Here is an 18,502-nt window from a genome sequence, read left to right as displayed (position 1 = left end):
GCCTGGCGACCGTGTGTTGCCCGGAGTCGCGTGGCCTCGCCGGCGTGCCCGTCGGCTGGTTGGGGGCTGCCGCGAGGTTGTGGACGGCGGCCCGGGGCACGCTCGCGGGCTGCAAATTTCCTGCGTTGTCCGTTCCATTGACGGCGGTCGACGGGCGTGTGACGGTGGCGGCAAGCGCTTTCCCGCATGTCACAGCGGTGCTATCGACCGCCGGAAGGATCTGCCATGCCTCTCGTTCCCGTTGCGGGGCTCGCCGCCGCGCTGCTCATCGCCTTCGCGCCGCCGGCGGCCGCCGAGGTTCCGCCGGTTGAAGCCGCGCCGAAGGCTGCTGCCGGGTCGAACGTTGCGGCCTTGCCGGCGGCGGGCGGGGGACCGTCGGCGGCGACGCTGCGGCTGGCTCGGCAGGGTATTGCTGATGGGGACGGGTGGGGGTCGGGCACGACCGGCGGCTCCACGGCCGACGACGCGCATGTGTTTGTGGCGGGCAGTCGGGATGAGCTCGTTGCGGCTGTGGCGGGGGACGCGCCGAAGATTGTGTTCGTCAGAGGGCGGATTGATCTGCGGGAAGGGCTGAGCTGTGCGGACTTCGCCGATCCGGAGTACTCGCTGGATGCGTTTCTTGCGGCGTACGACCCGGCGGTCTGGGGTCGCGCCGCGAAGCCAAGTGGGCCGCTCGAGGACGCTCGTGTGCGGTCCGCGCGTAATCAGGGTGACCAGGTGCGGGTGGTCGTCGGGAGCAATACGACGATCGTCGGGATCGACGGCGGGCGGCTCGATCACGGCAGCCTCGTCCTCACAAATGTGAGCAATGTGATCGTACGAAATGTCGAAGTCACCGACGCCGCGGACTGCTTCCCGGCGTGGGACCCGACGGACGGGTCGGCCGGCAACTGGAACTCGCTCTACGATCTGGTGTCGCTCAGCGGCGCGACCAACGTGTGGCTCGACCACAACACCTTCAGCGACGGCAACAACCACGACGCGAGCCAACCGCTCTATTTCGGCCGGCCCTACCAGGTGCACGACGGCGCGACCGACTTCATCCGGGGCTCCGACCTGATCACCGTGTCGTGGAACGACTACTACGACCATGACAAGACCATGCTGATCGGCTCGACCGACACCCCGGGCGTCGACGTGGGCAAGCTGCGCGTGACCGTGCACCACAACCGGTTCGGCAACGTCGGTCAGCGGGCGCCGCGGGTGCGGTTCGGGCAGGTCGACGTCTACAACAACCTGTACGTGGCGACCGACGAGGACACGTACATCTACTTGCTCGGTGTGGGCGTCGAGTCGAGCATCTACGCCGAGAACAACTACTTCCGGTTGAGCGCCGACGTGCCCGCGTCGGACGTGATCGCGTACTGGAAAGGCACCCGGATCACGGCGATCGGGTCGCTGGTGCAGGTCTCGGGGCGGGTGCCGCGCCCGGTCGACCTGGTCGCGGAGTACAACGCCGCGCACGACCCCGATCTGGCGCCGGACGCGGGTTGGACGCCTACTCTGCGGACCCAGGTGCACCCCACGATCGCGGTGCCGGTTGTGGTCGCCGCGGGAGCCGGGATTCGCCGCATCCTCCGCTGAATCGACGCAAGGCCCCCGAAAAGCGCGGCAAATTGGCGGTTCTCCACTCGGAAGATGGTGTCAGCAGGCACGCTGTCGCTATGCACATCGGCGTCATCGGGGCAGGTCAGCTCGGCGCAACCCTCGCCGAGTGGTGTGTCGAGGGCGGTCACGACGTGGCCGTCACCTCGCGGCACCCGGAGCGGCTGGGCAACGTGGTCACCCACCTCGGCGGGCACGGCACCGCGCTGCCCGTGCCGGCGGCGGTCGACTTCGCCGACGTGGTGCTGTTCGCGCCGAACTGGGAGTCGGCTCCCGAGGCGATCGAGCTGGCCGGCGCCACCCTCGACGGCAAGATCGTCATCGACGCCACCAACCCGACCGGGCCGCTGTCGGCCGGGGCGGCCAGCGGGTTCGAGTCGCTGATGCAGCTCGCCCCGAAGGCGCACTGGGCCAAGGCGCTGAACACGCTGCCGGCCAACGTGCTGCAGCGCCGCCGCGGCCACGACCCGCTGCTGGCCGAGTTCGTCTGCACCGACCTGCGTGACGCCCGCGAGGCCGCGGCCACGATCATCCGCGACATGGGTTTCGCGCCCTACTACGCCGGCGGGGCCGAGGCCGCGCGCCTGGTCGAGCCGGGCGGCCCGCTGCAGCAGAACGAGGTCGACGTCTTCCACGCCAAGGACGTGCTCGCGGAAGCGCTCACACTTCGACCGTGACGAACGCCTTCCCACTGGTGTTTACCACGCGTACGGACTGAACCTGGTCGGGGTCGATCAAAGCGCTGCCGTTGAGTGTCGTGCCGCCCGCCTCACCCGCCGGCGAGACCAGCCAACTGCCGGCGAAGGCCGTCGACCCGTCCTTGCCCACGACTTCGAGGACGCATTTCTCGCCGGCCGGGATGCCGCCGACGGTCGCCGTCACCCGCACCCACCCGGCGGCCGGCGTCAGCGCCACCTGCATCCGCGCGCCGGTGGTGGCGTCGGTGCCGGACGCGATCTGGGCGCCCGCGGGCACAGAGATCGAGGGCTGGGCGACCGGGTCCGATGCAGGCGCCGTGCCCCGCCCCACCAGCACTCCCCCGCCGATGGCGACCGCGACGGCCGCGGCGGCGATCGACGTGACCGCGGCCATCCGCCGGTAACGGCGGCCGGACGACTCGCGCCGCACCTGGCGCAGCGTGCGCTGCAGCAGCAGGTCGGCGTCGTCGGGCGGCCCGTCGAGCAGCATCTCGTCGGGGACCCCGCCCAGCTGGTCGGACCACTGGCGCAGCGAATCCCGCTCGGCCCGGCATTCGGCGCAGCCCGCCAGGTGCTCGTCGGCCCGGGACTTCTCCTCTTCGGAAAGCATTTCCAGCAGGTAGCCGGCCAGGTCGACGTGGTCGTTGGTCGGGTTCGCGCTCTCCGGCGTACTCATGATGCCAACCGTTCCGTGCCGGCCTCGCGCAAGGCCCGCAACGCATAGAAGGACCGCGATTTCACGGTGCCCGGCGGGATGCCGAGCGCCTCGGCCGCCTCGGCCACCGTGTTGCCTTTCAGATAGACCTGTTCGAGCACTTCACGGTGCTCGGCGGAGAGCCGGCTGAGCGCATCGACGACGACCATCGACGTGACCACGCGGTCGGAGTGGTCCTGCTCGACGGCCGCGTCGGGCGGGCTCTCGGCCACCTCGGGCGGGCGCCGGTTCCGGGCCCGGATCTGGTCGAGGACGATGTTGCGGCAGACCGTGAGCAGCCAGCCCCGTACGGACCCCTTGCCGTTGTTCAGGCTGTCGGGGTGCCGCCAGGCGCGGACCAGCGCCTCCTGCACCACGTCCTCGGCGGCGGCGCGGTCGCGGGTCAGCTGCGTGGCGTACGCGAGCATGGCCCGTCCGTGTTCCTGGAACAACGATCTGACCAGTGCCTCATCGGCCACCTCCCGGTGCGGTCTCTGTCTGCTCGACGGCATCCGTCTCTCTCCCCGCGGCACTCTTCCCCGTGCCGTCTGCTCTGCAGGCGTATGACGACATCGATGAAAGTACTGTGCTGCGGCTACCGGGAATACGTGCCCCTTGGCCTGCGCGGATCAAGATTTTCGAGAAAGTGGCACATCCGGTTGAACCGTCGCCGGGGGCCGGGCGTGTGGAGGCTATCCCCTTCGGACGGGCCGAGATGGAGCCAGCAATGATCAAGCGCAGCCGGACGATCTACGTCGCGACCATGCTGGCCGGTCTGGCCGGCCTCAGCGCCTGCGGCAGCCAGGCCGCATCGACCGATTCCGCGGCCGACCTGCCGGTGCCGGTGGCCGTCCAGCAGTCGGCCGCCCCGCTCAACCCGCAGGGCCCGGGCGAGCTGCCCGAACTCTCCGGCGCCGACGAGCCGCCGGCCGACGAGCCGCCGGCCACCGAGCCGCCGGCCACCGACCCGCCGGCCGCCGAGGTTCAGGAAGAGGAGCAGGCCGCGCCCGCACCGGCCGCCTCCCCCACGGTGGCCAAGAAGCAGCGCTGGGTGAAAATCTTCAGTGGACCGTCCCAGCAGGACATCACCCCGCCCAAGTCGCGCCTGACGGGCAGCAAGACGGTCGAGCTCAACGCCACCGAGAACGAGCAGATCGGCACGTACGTGACCGACGGCGCCGGCCGTACGCTCTACCGCTTCGACAACGACTCGAACAAGCCGCCGAAGTCGGTCTGCAACGGCGACTGCGCCACCGCCTGGCCGCCGCTGCTCATCAAGTCCCCCGGCAAGATCTTCCCCGACGGCATCGACCCCAAGATCGTCGGGTACGTCGAGCGCGCCGACGGCCACTGCCAGGTGACCATCAACGGCTGGCCGGTCTACTACTTCGTCGCTGACGCCGAGGCGGGCGACATCAACGGTCAGGGCCTGAACGGCAAGTGGTTCGCGATCAAGCCGGACGGCGGCAAGACCGCGGCGACGCCGGGACCGCTCGGCACCAAGTAAGCCTTACGCACATCGGGGGCGCGCCCGGCGGTTCACCGACCGCCGGGCGCGTTTTTGCCTGCGCCGGCCATCGCGCAGGTGCAGTCGATCAGGCTTTCGCAGTGGGCCGCCATGACCTCGGTCAGCGTGGCACGGATGGCGGTCAGGCCGGCCATCTTGCGGTCGATCTCGGCGATCTTGTCGACGGCGCGTTGGCGCAGGTCGGGTGTCGGGTGCCCGCCTCGGCCGGCGTTCAGCAGCTCGGCCACCTCGTCGAGGGTGAACCCGAGGCGCTGCGCCGCCTTGATGCGCTGCAGCCGGGTCACGGTGCCGGGCGGATAGAGCCGGTGGCCGCCGTTCGAGCGCCCCGGTTCGGCGAGCAGGCCGCGCCGCTCGTAGTAGCGCAGCGTCTGGATGTTGACGCCGGCCTGCTCGGCGACCTCCCCGGTGCGCAGCCCGTCCACTACGCGACCCGGGCGCGCCCGACGAGGGCGGCGAGCACATCGGCGTACCGGGAAGGAACTTCGACCTCGAGAAGCAGAGGATCTTCGGTGATCGTGAACGCGAAGAAGGAGCAGCATTCGGCTTCGCGAGCGGTCAAATTGCGTACGGTGTGAGCCAGCCCGGGCTCGTCGGTGAACAGGAAGCGGGCGCGAGTGGGCTCCGGCTGCTCGACGCCGCGCAGGGCGGTGGCGAACAAGGCGTCGAACTCGGCCACGCGGAGTGGCTGCTCCGCCGTGGGCAGGGTGCAGGCGTCAGGGGCGATGAACGACATGGCTTCACGGTAAGCCTGTACCTGGGTACCGGATGCAACCCGATACCGTGGCCGGATGGATCGAGATCTTGCGGCCGCGCGCGACCTCGCGGCCGACCTGGCGGTACGGGCCGGCCGGCTGCAAATCGAACGACGCGAGACCCTGCGCGTCGGCGCGCCCAAGGCCCACGCCAACGACGTCGTCTCGGACGTCGACATCGCCAGCGAAAAGCTCATCGTCGAGGCGATCCACGCGGCCTGGCCCGACGACGCCATGCAGGCCGAGGAGGGCCACGGCCGCCCCGGCACGAGCGGCTGGAGCTGGGTGATCGACCCCCTCGACGGCACGCGCAACTACATCAGCCGTACGGGACCGTGGTCGGTCTGCATCGCGCTCTACGAGGGCGACGACCCCCGCGTGGCCGTGGTGCACGAGCCGGTGGCCGGCGAAACGTTCAGCGCGATCGCCGGCGGCGGCGCCTTCCTCAACGGCGAGCGGCTCACCGTCACCGGCGGCCCGACCCTGGACAAGGCGCTGGTCGGCGTCAGCTTCCAGCCCAACCCGGCCACCAAGGAGCGAGCGGGCAAGGTCGTCCGCGAGCTGCTGCCGGTCTGCGGCGACATCCGGCGCCTGCCGGCCGCGCTGAACTTGGTCTACCTGGCCGCGAGCCGGTTGGACGGCGGCCTGGCCCTCGACACGAACCTGTGGGACATCGCCGCCGGCGCCCTGATCGCCCGCGAGGCCGGCGTGGTCCTCGGCGGCCGCGGCGACGACTTCACCACCGAGCTCACCATCGGCGCCGCCCCCGACCTGTGGCCGGAGCTCTCGAAGCTGATCAGGGCAGGCGAAGGGTAAAGGTCGTGCCGGCGCCGGGGGTGCTTTCGGCGGTCAGGGCGCCGCCGTGGGCCTCGGCGATCTTGCGGGCTATGGGGAGGCCGAGACCGCTGCCGCCGGTGGCTCGGCTTCGGGAGGTGTCGGCGCGCCAGAAGCGGTCGAAGATCTTCGGTAGGTGGTCGGGGGCGATGCCGATGCCGGTGTCGCGGACGGTGATGGTGGGGCCGGCGGCCGTCACGGTCACCGTGCCGCCGGTGGGGGTGTAGCGGATCGCGTTGGAGACCAGGTTGCCCAGCAGCTGGCGCAGGCGGACGGGGTCGGCCGTGAGCACCGGGTCGCCCTCGGTCGCGGTTTCCAGCCGTACGCCGGAATTGTCGGCCGCGGCCCGGTGCGCGTCCGCCACCTGGGCCAGCAGGTCACGGACGACAACCGGCGACGGGTGCACGCGCAGGGTGCCGGCGTCGGCCGCAGCCAGGTCGCTCAGGTCGTCGATGATGTGCTGCAGCTGCACCGCCTCCTCGTGCAGCAGCGCGAGCAGCTGGCCGTCGGTGGGGGCCAGGTCGTCCTGGGCCGCCTCCAGCCAGCTGCGGATGTTCGTGAGCGGGGTGCGCAGCTCGTGCGCGACGTCGCTGACCATGGCCCGCCGCTGCGTTTCGGCTCTTTCCCGGCGTACGGCCGAGTCGTTCAACGCTCGGGCCAGCAACCCGATCTCGTCCTGGCGCGAAACCGGGGCCGGGGTGTGTGCCTCGGCCGCCACCGTGAGAGCGCGCAGGGGACGGACCAGCCGGCGGCCGACCAGCACCGTGACGACGATGGTGACCAGCAGCACGGCGCCCGTCGTGGCCACGATCCGGGTCGTGTTGGCGCGGGAGAGCGTGAAGCGGGTCCGGTCGGCGCCCGTGCCGGGGTCGGTGACGAAAAGCAGGGCGGGCGGGGACACGTACTTGCGCAGCATGGTCCGGCGCGACTTGTCGACGCACTCGCGGACGCGGGTCGCGCCGGCCCCGTTGGCCGGCCGGAACAGCAGCTCGGCGGGGACGATGTCGCGCTGCAGGCTCCCGTCGTCGATCCCGGTCTTCATGAGCGTCGGCGAGAAGTCGGGGCTGAGATAGACCGTGAGGCCGGCCCCCATGCCGAGGCAGCGCGCGGCCGACTGGCCCAGCGTGCGCAGCGCCTTCGCCTCGCTGGTGGTCGCCAGGTCGCGCAGCCGGGAGACGCACCCTGCGGCGTCGGGGTCGGCCGAGGCGAGGGTGATCGTCGGCCGGCCGTTCGGCAGCTGCTCGAGCGTTCCCGGTACGCCGGTCTTGCGCAGGCACCCCATGGCATCGGCCGCCGCCTTCTGCAGTTGCGGTCGCTCGGCCGCCGGCACGCGGAACGGACCGGCCGCGCGGGCGTCGATGTGGTCGTCGCCCCCGACCAGGCCGAGGTCCAGGTTGAGCGGGTCGACCAGGGCCGAAGGCCGGGCCGTACGCAGGGAGAGTCCGCCGCCCGAGTCGGCGATCACGGTCCGGTCGGCCGTCGTCAAGGTGATCCGGCGGCCCAGCTTGGCCGCGCGCTCGTCGATCAGCTTCTGCGCCCCGGACCACTTGGCGTGCGTGGCCGCGTAGCCCACCAGCAGGTCGTAGACGCCCTTCTCCTCGGTCAGCGACCGTCCCTGCTCCTGGGTGATGGCGCGGGTGGCCGTCCGGGTGGCCAGCCAGGCCGTGGCCGCGATGGCCGCCACCGCGATCAGCACCGAGGTGACCAGCAGCCGGGTCACCAGGCTGTGCCGCAGCGGCACCCGGGCCGCCCTCACGGCGTACCGGCGGACAGCTTGTAGCCGACCCCGTACACCGTGACCAGCTGCGCGGGCCGCTGCGGGTCCGTCTCGATCTTGCGGCGCAAGTTGAGCACGTGCATGTCGATGGTGCGCTCGGTCGAGCTGCGGTCGATGCCGCGGGTGTGGTGCAGCAGCTGGGCCCGGGTGAATACCCGTTCCGGCTGGTCGGCCATGGCGGCCAGGATCGCGAACTCGCCCCGCGTGCACTCGACCGGTTCGCCGTCGACGCTCACGTGGTGGCGGGCCAGGTCGACGGCCAGCCGCCCGATCCGCCGCGGCCCGGGCTCGTCCGGCCCGGACGGCGCGCGCCGCAGCAGCGTCCGCACCCGGGCCATCAGCTCGCGCGGGCTGTACGGCTTGGTCAGGTAGTCGTCGGCGCCGAGCTCCAGCCCGAGCAGCAGGTCGTCCTCGGTGGCCCGGGCGGTCAGCATCAGCACCAGCACGTCCGACTCCTCGCGCAGGGTGCGGCACACGCGCAGCCCGTCCAGGCCCGGCATCATCACGTCGAGCACCAGCAGGCCGGGCTGCCAGCGGCGGGCCTCGTCGAGCGCGGCCCGGCCGTCGTGCACGACCAGCGTCTCGTGTCCCGCCGCGGCCAGGTAGCGCCGCACGACCTCGGCCTGCCGGGGATCGTCCTCGGCGACCAGCACCTTCGCGCACATGGCGGCGATGATAGGTCGCCCGGGAAAGGGCCGGACCAAGATCAGGCGGTATCTGACAGGTTCCTGACGATCGCCGGACACGCTGCTCAACCATGCTCCGCAAAACTGCAACGGTCGTCACGCTCGTGGTCGTCCTGGCCGGCGCCGCGACGGCCTTCGCCCTGACCCGCGACCGGGCGCTCGATCCGGCTCCGGCGGCCGAACCGGTCGCTCAGGTCGCCACCGTGAAGCTCGAACGCCGCGATCTGTCCACCACGACGTCGCTGACCGGGCGCATCGGGTACGGCTCGGCCCGTCCGCTCGCCGGGCGCGCGACGGGCACGGTGACCTGGCTGCCGGCCGTGGGCGCGACGGTGAAACGCGGCCGCCAGCTGTTCCGGGCCGACGACGCGCCGGTGGTGCTGTTCTACGGCGGGATGCCGCTCTACCGGCCGATCGCCACGCCGCTGATGTCGGGCCGGGACGTGCGGATCGTCGCCGACAACCTGCGGGCGCTGGGTTACCGGGTCGGGCGGCGGCCCGCGAAGACGCCGGCCGGCGAGAGCGTGCTGACCCCGGAGCTGGTCGGCGCGGTCAAGCGCTGGCAGCGGGACCTGGGTCGGCCGGTAACGGGAACGGTCGCGGTGGGTGACGTCGTGGTCCGGACCGGGGCCGTACGGGTGGAGTCGCTGACCGTGCAGCCCGGCGCGGCCGCCGAGGCGGACCTGATGACCGTCACCTCGACCCGGAAGGTGATCACGGTGGCCGCCGAGCTGAGCGACGCGGCGAAGCTGGCACGGGGTTCTCGGGTGACGGTCGTACTGCCCGACGATCGTACAATTCCGGCCCGGGTGAGCGCCGTGGGCCGCGATCTCGCGGCGGATGAGGGCGACACCCCGCGGCTGGTCGTGTCCGTGGCGGTCGACAAGCCTGCCGCCATCGCGAAGCTGGATTCGGCCGAAGTCAAGGTCAACTTCCCCGGGCGTACGGCGAAAAAGGTCCTGGCGGTGCCGATCGAGGCGCTCGTGGCGCTGAGCGAGGGCGGGTACGCCGTACAGGGACCTCAGGGTTTGATCCAGGTCAAGGCCGGCATGTTCGCCGACGGGTGGGTGCAGGTGACCGGCGAGGGTCTGACCGAGGACATGGACGTGGTGGTGGCCTCGTGACCGCGCCCGCCCTCCCCGTCCTTTCCGTGCGAAATGCCGGCATGGTGTATCCGGGCGGCGTGACCGCGCTGGCCGGCGTGAGCCTCGACGTGGCCGCGGGCGAGCTGGTGGCCATCGTCGGCCCGTCCGGATCGGGCAAGTCGACGCTGCTCAACATCATCGGCACGCTCGACCGGCCCACCACCGGCACCGTGCTGATCTCGGGCCGGGACATCGCCACGCTGCGCGACCGGCACCTGTCGGCGCTGCGGGCCCGCGAGATCGGCTTCGTCTTCCAGCAGTTCCACCTGGCCGACGGGCTCACCGCGGCCGAGAACGTCTCAACCGGCCTTCTGTACGCCGGGGTGCCGCGCCGCCGGCGCCGGGAACGCGCCGAGCACGCGCTCGACCGGGTCGGCCTGGCCCATCGCGCCTCGCACCGCCCGCAGCAGCTCTCGGGCGGCGAACGGCAGCGCGTCGCGATCGCCCGCGCCCTGGTCAACCGGCCCTCGCTCGTGCTGGCCGACGAACCCACGGGCGCCCTCGACACCGCCACCGGGCGGACGGTCCTCGACCTGCTGCGCCGTCTCAACGAGGAGGGCACGACCATCGCGCTGATCACCCACGACCGGGACATCGCGGCCGCGCTGCCCCGGCGGATCGAGATCCGCGACGGGCGGATCGTCCGCGACGAGGTGCGCGCATGAAGCCGCTCGACCTGCTCGGCCTGGGCCTGATCGGGCTGCGGACCCGGCCGGCCCGGGCCGCCCTGTCGGGGCTGGGCATCGCCATCGGAATCGCCACCATGCTGGTGGTGACCGGCATCCCGGCGTCCAGCCAGGCGGCGCTGGTGGAAGAACTGGACGCGCTCGGCACCAACGCGCTGCAGGCGGTGGCCCGGCCCGACGTCGACCCGCCGGCCCGGCTGCCGGAGCCGGCGGTCGAGATGGTGCGCCGGATCGGCCCGGTCACGGCGGCCAGCGCGGTCGCCAACACCCACACCCTCGTACGCCGTAACGATCGCACCGACCCGGACGACGGCCTCGGCCTGACCGTGCTGGCCAGCCGCCTCGACCTGCTGCCCACCATCGACGCCCACATCCGGGCGGGCCGCTGGCTGACCCCGGCCACCGAGCGCTACCCGGCCGTGGTGCTCGGGTCGGTCGCCGCCACCCGGCTCGGCCTGACCGACCTGGTCGCGGGCCGGCCCACACCGCAGGTGGTGATCGCCGACCGCAAGTTCACCGTCGTCGGCATCCTGGCCACCACGCCGCTCTCCCCCGACATCGACCGCTCGGTGCTGGTCGGCTGGCCGGCCGCCAAGGCGCAGCTCGGCTTCGACGGCAGCCCGACCGTCCTCTATGTGCAGTGCGACGAGCCGCAGATCGAGGCGGTGCGGGCGGTCCTGGCCGAGACGGTCTCGCCGGAGCGGCCGGGGGCGGTGGTCGTCACCCGGCCCTCCGACGCGCTGGCGGCCAAACGGGCCACCGAGAGCAGCTTCTCGGTGCTGTTCCTGGCCCTGGCCGGGGTGGCGCTGGTCGTCGGCGGCATCGGGGTGGCCAACACCATGGTGGTGTCGGTGCTGGAACGGCGCTCGGAGATCGGGCTGCGGCGGGCGCTGGGCGCCACCCGGGGGCAGATCCGCGGCCAGTTCCTCACCGAGTCGGTGCTGCTGGCCACGATCGGCGGTCTGGGTGGTACGTCATTGGGCCTGCTGGCCACGGCCGGTTACGCCCGCTGGCAGGGCTGGCCGCTGGTCGTCCCGGCCGAGGCAGCCGTGGCCGGGGTGGCCGGCGCCGTGGTCATCGGCGTTCTCGCGGGCGTGTATCCCTGCGTACGAGCGGCCCGCCTGCCCCCGACGCAGGCGCTGGCGACCGTCTGAGCCGAGACGGCCGCCGCGCTCTCCGCTACTTGGCGGCGGCCTCGCGCTCGCACTCCGGCAGCTTGTCGAGGCCCTTGCGGACGTCCCGGCCGAACGAGACCGTCAGCCCGTCCGGCTCGACGCCGGCGTCGATTCCCTGGCCCTCGAGGCACTTCACGACCGCGCGGGCGAAGTCGCGGGCCTCGGGGTTGGCCGGATCCTTCTCCCACGGCGGCAGCGGGTAGTAGAGCGGCTCGCAGATCCGGTCGGCCGCCTCTCCCTTGGCGATCTCATCGGCCGTCATGGCCTTCTTGCGGCCGTTGGTAGCCACCCGGACGGCGAGCACGCCCTTCTCGTCCATGCACTCGTAGTACGGCTTGAGCATGGCCTCGAACTCCTCGGGCGTGGTGTCGAGCCGTTCCCGCGGCCGCTCCGGCTTCGCGGATGGCGCCTGGCTGCTCAGCGTGGCCACCTTCGGAGCCTCGGCCTGCTGCTCCGGCTGGCTGCCACAGGCCGACAACGCGGTCAGGGCGATCGCCAGCACGACAACGTGTCTGCGCATGGTCGCCCCTACTTGGTCCGGGCGGCGACCTGGCGCTCGCACTCCGGCGCCAGTTCCATGCCCATCCGGATCGAGCGGGAGTCGTTCTGGTCGCCGCCGAGCGCGATGCTGATGCCGTCGTCGGCGACCGCGACGTACTTGACGCCCTTGTCCTTCAGGCAGGCCACGACATCCCGGGCGAAGTCGCGGGACTCGGGGTTGGCCGGGTCCTTCTCCCACGGCGGGAGCGGCATGAACTGCGGCTCGCAGATCCGGTTGGCCGCCTCGGCCTTGTCCGACTCGGCCTTGGTGGCGGCCCGGACCCCGCTGCCCTCGCCTTTCACATAGCCGCCGTGCTCCTTCATGCACTTGTTGTACGGCTTGAGCATCGCCTCGAACTCTTCCGGCGTGGTGTCGAGCCGTTCCCGCGGCCGCTGCGGCGGGGCCGACGCCGACGCCTCGGCGGCGGCCGGGCTCACAAGCGTGGCCACCTTGGCACTCTGGTCTTTCGGCTCTGCCCCGCAGCCGGGCAACGCCACCAGCGCGATGGCGCTCGCCAGTAACAGGTGTCTGCGCATGGACGATCCTCACTTCTCGCCCGGGCCGCTCCCGGGCCGAGCGCCCAGCCTGGCGACGAGAAGTCAGGAAGCTGTCAGACCCGCCGGGCGAGCCGGCCGCCGTAGAAGTACTGGCCGTCGCCGACGATGGTGAACGTGTCGTGGCGGTCCTGGAACGGCTCGGCGCTGATGTACGTGGTGCCGGAAAGCAGCACGTAGCGGCGGGTGGTGCGGCTCTCGCCGGCCTCGGCGGCCAGGCCGCGCGGGGTGGCGGTCACCTCGAGGCCGTCGCCGGTCGCGACTATCTCGTACGAACCCAGGGGGAACTCGTAGCGTCCGGCGAACCGGGCCGGACCCGGCTCGTGCGGGCCCGCCGGTGGTACCGGGCGGCCCGGAACGGTCAGGCCGGTCAGGTCGTGCACGATGCCGGCCAGCAGTTCGTCGAAGAAGCCGGCCGAGCCGGCGCCGGTGGCGCTGATGGCGACCACGAGGCGGTGGCTCGGAACGACCCGCCACACGGTGGCCTGGCCGATAGTGTCGCCGTCGTGGCCGTACGCGGCCTGACCGTCCCATGCGAAGAGCTCGAAGCCGAGCCCACGACGCCCAGCCGGCACTCCGGGCAGAGCGAGCTGCTGCGACGTCATGGCCGCGACAGCGCCGGGCGACAACAACCGCTCGCCCTCGTTCAGGAACAGCCGCCCGAACCGGACGAGATCGCGCGGAGCGGCACACGCGGTGGCGCCGGCCGCCGCGAGCGATCGGGGCATCTGCCACGGGCGGGCCACCTCACCGCGTACGTGCCCGGCCGCGGCCCGGAAGAGGATCGCCTCCTCGGCCAGCAGGGCCATGTGGCGGGCGCCGAGCGGCTCGATCAGCCGGTCGCGCAGCACCGACTCGTACGTGCCGCCGCGCAGCCTCGCGACCAGCGCCCCCAGCACGGCGAAACCCGAATTGGAGTACGAGTACAGCTCGCCCGGCGGCGCGAACTGCGTGGCGTTGTCGCCCAGATAGGCCAGGTAGCGGTCGAGCGCCTCGTCGCCGCGACCCGTGTCCTCGAACAGGTCGCCGTCGAAGCCGCCCGTGTGTGTGAGCAGCTGCCGTACGGTGACCGACTCACTCGCTTCCGCGTCGACCACCGCAAAGGCGGGCAAGTAGCGGCGCACCGGCTCGTCGAGGACGACCAGGCCCTCGTCGACCAGCTGCATGACCAGCGCGGCGGTCCACACCTTGGTGACCGAGCCGATCTGGAACACGCTCTCGGGAGTGGCCTCGACCCCGGTCTCGAGGTTGAGCACCCCGGTCGCCGCCTCGATCAGCTCGTCGCCGTGACCGATCGCGACGGCCGCGCCCGGGACGTCGTAGCGGGCCGCCAGCTCGTGCAGCCGCTCCACGGTCAGGCCGGCGGGTCGAGGAGTGTGTAGAGGTGGGCGATGCGGCCGTCCTCGACGATCGAGACGTCCAGGCCGCTGGCCACCGGCGGCTGGCCCTCGGGGCCGAGGTGCCAGGCCAGCATGGTGAGGTTGCCGCTGGTGCGGACCGGGCCGGCCGGGCTGAACGCGAAGCCGGGGGCCTGGTCGAGCAGGCGCTGGGCCTTCTCGCCGAGCGCGTCGCGGCCCACCACGACCTCGTCCGGGTCGGAGAAGGTGACCTGCTCGGCGTAGATCTCGGCGATCACGGCCGCGCGTTTCTGCGGGTCGCGCTCGCCGAAGACACCCAGCAGGTTGCGGTGCGCCAGCTCGGTCAGAAGTTCCTGGTCAACGCTCATGCGCCCAAGAACATCACGGCTCACCGGCGACGTCCAGACAGCGCCGCTCCTCTGTAACCAGCCCCACGTCGAGGCGTGGACTGGGACCCGGGAACTCAATAATGTCGGGGCATGGTCGATCCGCTGCCCCGCTTCCCGGACGGTTTTCTCTTCGGCTGCTCGACGGCCTCGTACCAGATCGAGGGGGCGGTGACCGAGGACGGGCGCGGCCCGTCGATCTGGGACACGTTCTCGCACACCGACGGCAAGACGCTCAACGGGGACACCGGCGACGTGGCGTGCGACCACTACCACCGCTACCCCGAAGACGTCGCTCTGCTGGCCGACCTCGGCGTGGGCGCCTACCGGTTCTCGATCGCCTGGCCGCGCGTGCAGCCGACCGGGTCGGGCGTGCCCAGCCGGACCGGCCTCGACTTCTACGACCGGCTGGTCGACGCGCTGCTCGAGAAGGGCGTCGTGCCGGTGCCGACGCTGTTCCACTGGGATCTGCCGCAGGCGCTCGAGGACAAGGGCGGCTGGCTGACCCGGGACACGGCCTCGTACTTCTCCGACTACACGTCCCATGTGGTGACCCGCCTGGGCGACCGCGTGCGGCGCTGGATCACGCTCAACGAGCCGGTCGTGCACATGGCCCAGGGGTACGCGTACGGGACGCACGCCCCGGGCCGGACGCTCATGCTCGACGCGCTGCCGGTCGCGCACCACCAACTGCTCGGCCACGGGCTGGCCGCGCGGGCGTTGCGGGCGGCGGGCGCGGCCGAGGTGATGATCACGAACAACTGCACGCCGGTGTGGCCGGCCGGGGAGGACGCGGGCGACGTCACGGCGGCGGCGATGTACGACGCCTTCCACAACCGGCTGTTCAATGATCCGGTGCTGCTCGGCTCGTACCCCGACTTCCTGGCGGCCGCCCTCGGCGATCTCGTGCGCGAGGGCGACCTCGAGGTGATCAGCACGCCGCTCGACGCGCTGGGCATCAACTACTACAACCCGACCCAGGTCGGCGCCCCGGCCGAGGGTTCACCGCTGCCGTTCGACCCGCAACAGATCGAGGGTTACCCGACGACGGCGTTCGGCTGGCCGGTGGTTCCGTCCGGGCTCACCGACCTGCTGACCGGCCTGCGGGAGACGTACGGAGACGCGCTGCCGCCGATCCACATCACCGAGAACGGCTGTTCCACCGCGGCCGGCGTCCAGGATCAGTTCCGGATCGACTACCTGGACGCCCACCTGCGGGCGGTGCACGACGCCATCACGGCCGGGGTCGACGTGCGCGGCTATTTCGTCTGGTCACTGCTCGACAACTTCGAGTGGGCCGAGGGCTACAGCCAGCGGTTCGGCCTGGTCGAGGTCGATTTCGAGACCCTTTCCCGTACGCCGAGAGAGTCCTACCGCTGGCTGCGCTCAGCCCTCGAAGCTCAGGCCGCCTCGCCGAGGTGACCGCGCAGCTTGGCCAGCGCCCGGGTGAGCAGCCGCGAGACGTGCATCTGCGAGATGCCGACCTGCTCGGCGATCTGGGTCTGGGTCAGGTTGCCGTAGAAGCGCAGGTGGACGATGCGCTGCTCACGCTCGTCCAGGGTGGCCAGGGCCGGGCCCAGGGCGACCCGGAACTCGACGGCGTCGAACTCCCTGTCCTCGCCGCCGAGGGTGTCGCCGAGCTCGGTCGTGCCGTCGGCGCTGACCGGGGTGGAGAGGCTGGTGGCGTTGTAGGCGCGGGCGCCTTCCAGGCCTTCCAGCACCTCTTCCTCGGTGACGTTGAGGTGAGCGGCGATGTCGGCCACGGTGGCGGCCCGGCCCAGCTGGTGGCTGAGCGAGGCATTGGCCGCGGTGATGGCCAGGCGCATCTCCTGCAGGCGGCGGGGGACGCGGACCGACCAGGTGCGGTCGCGGAAGTGCCGCTTGATCTCGCCCACGATGGTCGGGATCGCGTACCCGGCGAAGTCGACGCCGCGGTCGGCCTCCCAGCGGTCGACCGCCTTGATCAGGCCGACCACGGCCACCTGGAACAGGTCGTCGGCGGGCTCGCCGCGGCCGGCGTAGCGCTGCGCGAGGTGGCGGGCCAGCGGCAGCCAAGCTTCGATAGCCCGGTCGCGCAGCTCGGAGCGGGACGGGTGCCCGGCCGGCAGGGCGGCCATCGCCGTGATCAGCTCACTCGCGGTATCCGTGTCGGCTGAGGCGGTGATGACAGACATGTACGAGGCTCCTTCTCCGCGGGCGACCATCGCGATCACCGGCAACGCCCGCCTCTCTTGCCCGCAGCACCCCCCTGCCCAAACTCACCCGAACAGGTGGGAGATCACGACAACCGTCCAGTCACAGATCATCCGAACACCCGATCAGCTGAACAGCGCGCTGTAGCCGTTGAGGGCGGGCTGGCCGCCGAGGTGGGCGTAGAGAACAGTGGAGTCGCGGGCGATCTCACCCCGGCTGACCAGGTCGATCAGGGCCGCCATGGACTTACCCTCATAGACCGGGTCGGTCACCATGCCCTCGGTGCGGGCGGCCAGGCGCATCGCGTCCAGGGTGGTCTCGTCGGGGATGCCATAGGTGCCGGCGTGGTAGCGGTCGTCGAGCAGAATCTCGTCGTCCTTCAGCTCCCGCCCCAGGCCGATCAGGGACGCGGTGTTGCGGGCGATCCGGGCGACCTGGGCGTGGGTCTCGGCCGGCTTGGCGCTGCCGTCGATGCCGAGCACGCGACGGGGACGTCCGCCGGCGTCCTCCAGCGCGGCGAAACCGGCGATCATCCCGGCCTGAGTGCTGCCCGTCACCGAACACACGATCACCGTGTCGAAGAAGACTCCGAGTTCCTCCTCCTGCGCCTTCACCTCGTACGCCCAATTGGCGAAGCCCAAGCCGCCGAGCTTGTGGTCGGAGGCGCCCGCGGGAATGGCGTAGGGCTTGCCGCCGGCGGCCTCGATGTCGCGCAGAGCCTGCTCCCAGCTCTCCTTGAAGCCGATGCCGAACTCGGAGCGGACCAGGCGCACCTCGGCCCCGGCCAGCCGGCTGATCAGGATGTTGCCGACCTTGTCGTACACCGAGTCGGGCCAGTCGACCCAGCTCTCCTGCACGAGCACGCACTTGAGGCCGGCCCGCGCGGCGACGGCGGCGACCTGGCGGGTGTGGTTGGACTGGACGCCGCCGATCGAGACGAGCGTGTCGCAGCCCTGGGCCAGCGCGTCGGCCACCAGGTATTCGAGCTTGCGGGTCTTGTTGCCGCCGTACGCGATGCCGGAGTTGCAGTCCTCGCGCTTGGCCCAGACGGCGGCGCCGCCGAGGTGGGCGGTGAGCCGCTCGAGCTTGTGCACCGGGGACGGGCCGAACAGCAGCGGGTAACGGTCAAAGGTGATCATTCGGTTCCCTCTTCCAAGGAGCGCCAGATGAGCGACGTCAGATGGGTCGCCGCCGGGGCGTCGCCGGCAGCGCAGGCGGCGATCAGGTCGTCGTGCCGCTCGACCGAACGGCGGGCGTGGTCCCGGCCGAACTGCAGGCGTTCGAGCCGGCGGATGAGCGGCGTGTAGCGCTCGATGGTGGCGGCCAGCGCGCGGTTGCCGCTCGCTTTCACCAGCACCCCGTGCAATTCGTCGTCGGCCGCCATGGCCGCGTCGATGTCCCCGGCGCGCGCGGCGGCCTCGAAACGTTCGTTTGCCGCACGCATCTGCGCGATGTCGTCCGTTTGCAGGGCGCCGACGGTGGTCGAGGCGGCCAATTCGTGCATCGCGCGCACAACCGCTGCAGCATCGCGCACTTCGCTCGGCGCCACCTGGGTCACCCGCGTGTAGCTCTGCGGCTTTGTCTCGACCAGGCCCTCGTCGGCCAGGCGAGCTAGCGCGTCCCGCACCGGAGCCCGGGACAGGCCGAGCTGATCGGCCAGCTCGGCGCTGTTCACCGCTGCCCCCGGCGCGAGGTCGCCGCGCACGACGGCGTCACGAATCGCCTCGTACGCCGTCTCGCGCAGAAGTCTGCGTTGCACCCGTTCCACGGTTGAAATGTTAGATGTCAGATACGCGGGCTGTCTACCGGGGGCAGTTTTCGCCCAGGTTGCTGCGCTAAATTGCGAGAACGACTCGGGATCGGCTCTGGGGGCGGAACATGGGTGAGCGC

At 71.5% G+C, this 18,502-nt stretch carries 21 protein-coding genes; 8 read left to right on the top strand and 13 right to left on the bottom strand.

Annotated elements, in window-relative coordinates; genetic code table 11:
- The first annotated feature begins 225 nt into the window (after window positions 1–225).
- Both OWR29_RS09665 and OWR29_RS09660 read left to right on the top strand, forming a co-directional pair.
- The gene (locus OWR29_RS09665; RefSeq protein WP_267562239.1) at window positions 226–1,584 is read left to right on the top strand and encodes a pectate lyase family protein; all 1,359 of its coding nucleotides are present in this window, start codon (window positions 226–228) and stop codon (window positions 1,582–1,584) included.
- A gap of 80 nt (window positions 1,585–1,664) precedes the next feature.
- Window positions 1,665–2,282: an NADPH-dependent F420 reductase gene (locus OWR29_RS09660; RefSeq protein WP_267562238.1), complete on the top strand. Its 618-nt coding sequence runs from the start codon at window positions 1,665–1,667 to the stop codon at window positions 2,280–2,282.
- Here OWR29_RS09660 and OWR29_RS09655 read toward each other — a convergent pair.
- Together OWR29_RS09655 and OWR29_RS09650 are read right to left on the bottom strand one after the other, a co-directional pair.
- Window positions 2,266–2,979, bottom strand: coding sequence for an anti-sigma factor family protein (locus OWR29_RS09655; protein ID WP_267562237.1), 714 nt, complete (start codon window positions 2,977–2,979; stop codon window positions 2,266–2,268). The two genes, OWR29_RS09660 and OWR29_RS09655, sit on opposite strands and share 17 nt — an antisense overlap.
- Window positions 2,976–3,509, bottom strand: coding sequence for a sigma-70 family RNA polymerase sigma factor (locus tag OWR29_RS09650; RefSeq protein WP_267562236.1), 534 nt, complete (start codon window positions 3,507–3,509; stop codon window positions 2,976–2,978). Before OWR29_RS09650 ends, OWR29_RS09655 begins: the two co-directional genes overlap by 4 nt.
- A 215-nt stretch (window positions 3,510–3,724) precedes the next feature.
- Here OWR29_RS09650 and OWR29_RS09645 point away from each other — a divergent pair, with 215 nt between their 5' ends.
- Window positions 3,725–4,504, top strand: coding sequence for a COG4315 family predicted lipoprotein (locus OWR29_RS09645; protein ID WP_267562234.1), 780 nt, complete (start codon window positions 3,725–3,727; stop codon window positions 4,502–4,504).
- A 32-nt stretch (window positions 4,505–4,536) separates the two neighbouring features.
- On the opposite strand, the gene OWR29_RS09640 is transcribed toward OWR29_RS09645, so the two are convergent.
- A complete protein-coding gene (locus OWR29_RS09640; RefSeq protein WP_267562233.1) occupies window positions 4,537–4,947 on the bottom strand; it encodes a MerR family transcriptional regulator in 411 nt (136 codons plus the stop codon).
- The gene (locus OWR29_RS09635) at window positions 4,947–5,258 is read right to left on the bottom strand and encodes a hypothetical protein (RefSeq protein WP_267562232.1); all 312 of its coding nucleotides are present in this window, start codon (window positions 5,256–5,258) and stop codon (window positions 4,947–4,949) included. The genes OWR29_RS09640 and OWR29_RS09635 overlap by 1 nt, the downstream gene beginning before the upstream one ends.
- Before the next feature lie 55 nt (window positions 5,259–5,313).
- On the opposite strand from OWR29_RS09635, the gene OWR29_RS09630 reads away from it, so the two are divergent.
- Window positions 5,314–6,093 (top strand): inositol monophosphatase family protein, encoded by a 780-nt coding sequence (locus OWR29_RS09630; protein WP_267562231.1) that lies wholly within the window; start codon window positions 5,314–5,316, stop codon window positions 6,091–6,093.
- Here OWR29_RS09630 and OWR29_RS09625 read toward each other — a convergent pair.
- Complete coding sequence (locus OWR29_RS09625) at window positions 6,074–7,867, bottom strand: sensor histidine kinase (protein ID WP_267562230.1); 1,794 nt, start codon at window positions 7,865–7,867, stop codon at window positions 6,074–6,076. The two genes, OWR29_RS09630 and OWR29_RS09625, sit on opposite strands and share 20 nt — an antisense overlap.
- Complete coding sequence (locus OWR29_RS09620) at window positions 7,864–8,553, bottom strand: response regulator transcription factor (RefSeq protein ID WP_267562229.1); 690 nt, start codon at window positions 8,551–8,553, stop codon at window positions 7,864–7,866. Before OWR29_RS09620 ends, OWR29_RS09625 begins: the two co-directional genes overlap by 4 nt.
- 92 nt (window positions 8,554–8,645) lie before the next feature.
- On the opposite strand from OWR29_RS09620, the gene OWR29_RS09615 reads away from it, so the two are divergent.
- Genes OWR29_RS09615 through OWR29_RS09605 form a run of 3 tightly spaced genes read left to right on the top strand, consistent with a single transcriptional unit; the run spans window position 8,646 to window position 11,559 of the window.
- Window positions 8,646–9,698, top strand: coding sequence for an efflux RND transporter periplasmic adaptor subunit (locus OWR29_RS09615; protein WP_267562228.1), 1,053 nt, complete (start codon window positions 8,646–8,648; stop codon window positions 9,696–9,698).
- A 41-nt stretch (window positions 9,699–9,739) separates the two neighbouring features.
- Complete coding sequence (locus tag OWR29_RS09610) at window positions 9,740–10,384, top strand: ABC transporter ATP-binding protein (RefSeq protein ID WP_267562602.1); 645 nt, start codon at window positions 9,740–9,742, stop codon at window positions 10,382–10,384.
- Window positions 10,381–11,559: an ABC transporter permease gene (locus tag OWR29_RS09605; protein WP_267562227.1), complete on the top strand. Its 1,179-nt coding sequence runs from the start codon at window positions 10,381–10,383 to the stop codon at window positions 11,557–11,559. Before OWR29_RS09610 ends, OWR29_RS09605 begins: the two co-directional genes overlap by 4 nt.
- A gap of 25 nt (window positions 11,560–11,584) precedes the next feature.
- Here OWR29_RS09605 and OWR29_RS09600 read toward each other — a convergent pair whose 3' ends face one another.
- The 4 genes from OWR29_RS09600 to OWR29_RS09585 all read right to left on the bottom strand — a co-directional run bounded on the left by OWR29_RS09600 (window position 11,585) and on the right by OWR29_RS09585 (window position 14,401).
- The gene (locus tag OWR29_RS09600) at window positions 11,585–12,100 is read right to left on the bottom strand and encodes a hypothetical protein (RefSeq protein ID WP_267562226.1); all 516 of its coding nucleotides are present in this window, start codon (window positions 12,098–12,100) and stop codon (window positions 11,585–11,587) included.
- 8 nt (window positions 12,101–12,108) lie between these two features.
- Complete coding sequence (locus tag OWR29_RS09595) at window positions 12,109–12,657, bottom strand: hypothetical protein (protein WP_267562225.1); 549 nt, start codon at window positions 12,655–12,657, stop codon at window positions 12,109–12,111.
- A gap of 74 nt (window positions 12,658–12,731) precedes the next feature.
- The gene (locus tag OWR29_RS09590; RefSeq protein ID WP_267562224.1) at window positions 12,732–14,027 is read right to left on the bottom strand and encodes a serine hydrolase domain-containing protein; all 1,296 of its coding nucleotides are present in this window, start codon (window positions 14,025–14,027) and stop codon (window positions 12,732–12,734) included.
- Window positions 14,028–14,029: 2 nt separating this feature from the next.
- Entirely contained in the window at window positions 14,030–14,401 is a 372-nt protein-coding gene (locus OWR29_RS09585; RefSeq protein WP_267562223.1) for a nuclear transport factor 2 family protein, read from the bottom strand.
- Between the two features lie 111 nt (window positions 14,402–14,512).
- On the opposite strand from OWR29_RS09585, the gene OWR29_RS09580 reads away from it, so the two are divergent.
- Window positions 14,513–15,841 (top strand): GH1 family beta-glucosidase, encoded by a 1,329-nt coding sequence (locus OWR29_RS09580; RefSeq protein WP_267562222.1) that lies wholly within the window; start codon window positions 14,513–14,515, stop codon window positions 15,839–15,841.
- Here the strand turns inward: OWR29_RS09580 and OWR29_RS09575 are convergent.
- From OWR29_RS09575 to OWR29_RS09565, 3 genes are all read right to left on the bottom strand, one after another.
- Window positions 15,820–16,593, bottom strand: coding sequence for a SigB/SigF/SigG family RNA polymerase sigma factor (locus OWR29_RS09575; RefSeq protein ID WP_267562221.1), 774 nt, complete (start codon window positions 16,591–16,593; stop codon window positions 15,820–15,822). The genes OWR29_RS09580 and OWR29_RS09575 overlap by 22 nt on opposite strands.
- Before the next feature lie 144 nt (window positions 16,594–16,737).
- Window positions 16,738–17,751, bottom strand: coding sequence for a 1-aminocyclopropane-1-carboxylate deaminase (locus tag OWR29_RS09570; protein ID WP_267562220.1), 1,014 nt, complete (start codon window positions 17,749–17,751; stop codon window positions 16,738–16,740).
- Entirely contained in the window at window positions 17,748–18,380 is a 633-nt protein-coding gene (locus OWR29_RS09565) for a GntR family transcriptional regulator (RefSeq protein WP_267562218.1), read from the bottom strand. Before OWR29_RS09565 ends, OWR29_RS09570 begins: the two co-directional genes overlap by 4 nt.
- Window positions 18,381–18,502: the final 122 nt, after the last annotated feature.

The organism is Paractinoplanes pyxinae (genome assembly GCF_026626335.1).
GTDB lineage: Bacteria > Actinomycetota > Actinomycetes > Mycobacteriales > Micromonosporaceae > Actinoplanes > Actinoplanes pyxinae.
The sequence above is the reverse complement of the archived record's forward strand: the minus strand, read 5'-3'. Positions and strand labels throughout refer to the sequence as shown.

What these genes read in the sequence shown, in the direction of transcription:
- OWR29_RS09580 (WP_267562222.1), top strand. Translation starts at nt 14,513, where the DNA reads ATGGTCGATCCGCTGCCCCGCTTCCCGGACGGTTTTCTCTTCGGCTGC.
- OWR29_RS09610 (WP_267562602.1), top strand. Translation starts at nt 9,740, where the DNA reads ATGGTGTATCCGGGCGGCGTGACCGCGCTGGCCGGCGTGAGCCTCGAC.
- OWR29_RS09665 (WP_267562239.1), top strand. Translation starts at nt 226, where the DNA reads ATGCCTCTCGTTCCCGTTGCGGGGCTCGCCGCCGCGCTGCTCATCGCC.
- OWR29_RS09605 (WP_267562227.1), top strand. Translation starts at nt 10,381, where the DNA reads ATGAAGCCGCTCGACCTGCTCGGCCTGGGCCTGATCGGGCTGCGGACC.
- OWR29_RS09650 (WP_267562236.1), bottom strand. Translation starts at nt 3,509, where the DNA reads ATGCCGTCGAGCAGACAGAGACCGCACCGGGAGGTGGCCGATGAGGCA.
- OWR29_RS09630 (WP_267562231.1), top strand. Translation starts at nt 5,314, where the DNA reads ATGGATCGAGATCTTGCGGCCGCGCGCGACCTCGCGGCCGACCTGGCG.
- OWR29_RS09615 (WP_267562228.1), top strand. Translation starts at nt 8,646, where the DNA reads ATGCTCCGCAAAACTGCAACGGTCGTCACGCTCGTGGTCGTCCTGGCC.
- OWR29_RS09645 (WP_267562234.1), top strand. Translation starts at nt 3,725, where the DNA reads ATGATCAAGCGCAGCCGGACGATCTACGTCGCGACCATGCTGGCCGGT.
- OWR29_RS09660 (WP_267562238.1), top strand. Translation starts at nt 1,665, where the DNA reads ATGCACATCGGCGTCATCGGGGCAGGTCAGCTCGGCGCAACCCTCGCC.
- OWR29_RS09585 (WP_267562223.1), bottom strand. Translation starts at nt 14,401, where the DNA reads ATGAGCGTTGACCAGGAACTTCTGACCGAGCTGGCGCACCGCAACCTG.
- OWR29_RS09600 (WP_267562226.1), bottom strand. Translation starts at nt 12,100, where the DNA reads ATGCGCAGACACGTTGTCGTGCTGGCGATCGCCCTGACCGCGTTGTCG.
- OWR29_RS09620 (WP_267562229.1), bottom strand. Translation starts at nt 8,553, where the DNA reads ATGTGCGCGAAGGTGCTGGTCGCCGAGGACGATCCCCGGCAGGCCGAG.
- OWR29_RS09570 (WP_267562220.1), bottom strand. Translation starts at nt 17,751, where the DNA reads ATGATCACCTTTGACCGTTACCCGCTGCTGTTCGGCCCGTCCCCGGTG.
- OWR29_RS09635 (WP_267562232.1), bottom strand. Translation starts at nt 5,258, where the DNA reads ATGTCGTTCATCGCCCCTGACGCCTGCACCCTGCCCACGGCGGAGCAG.
- OWR29_RS09575 (WP_267562221.1), bottom strand. Translation starts at nt 16,593, where the DNA reads ATGTCTGTCATCACCGCCTCAGCCGACACGGATACCGCGAGTGAGCTG.
- OWR29_RS09595 (WP_267562225.1), bottom strand. Translation starts at nt 12,657, where the DNA reads ATGCGCAGACACCTGTTACTGGCGAGCGCCATCGCGCTGGTGGCGTTG.
- OWR29_RS09655 (WP_267562237.1), bottom strand. Translation starts at nt 2,979, where the DNA reads ATGAGTACGCCGGAGAGCGCGAACCCGACCAACGACCACGTCGACCTG.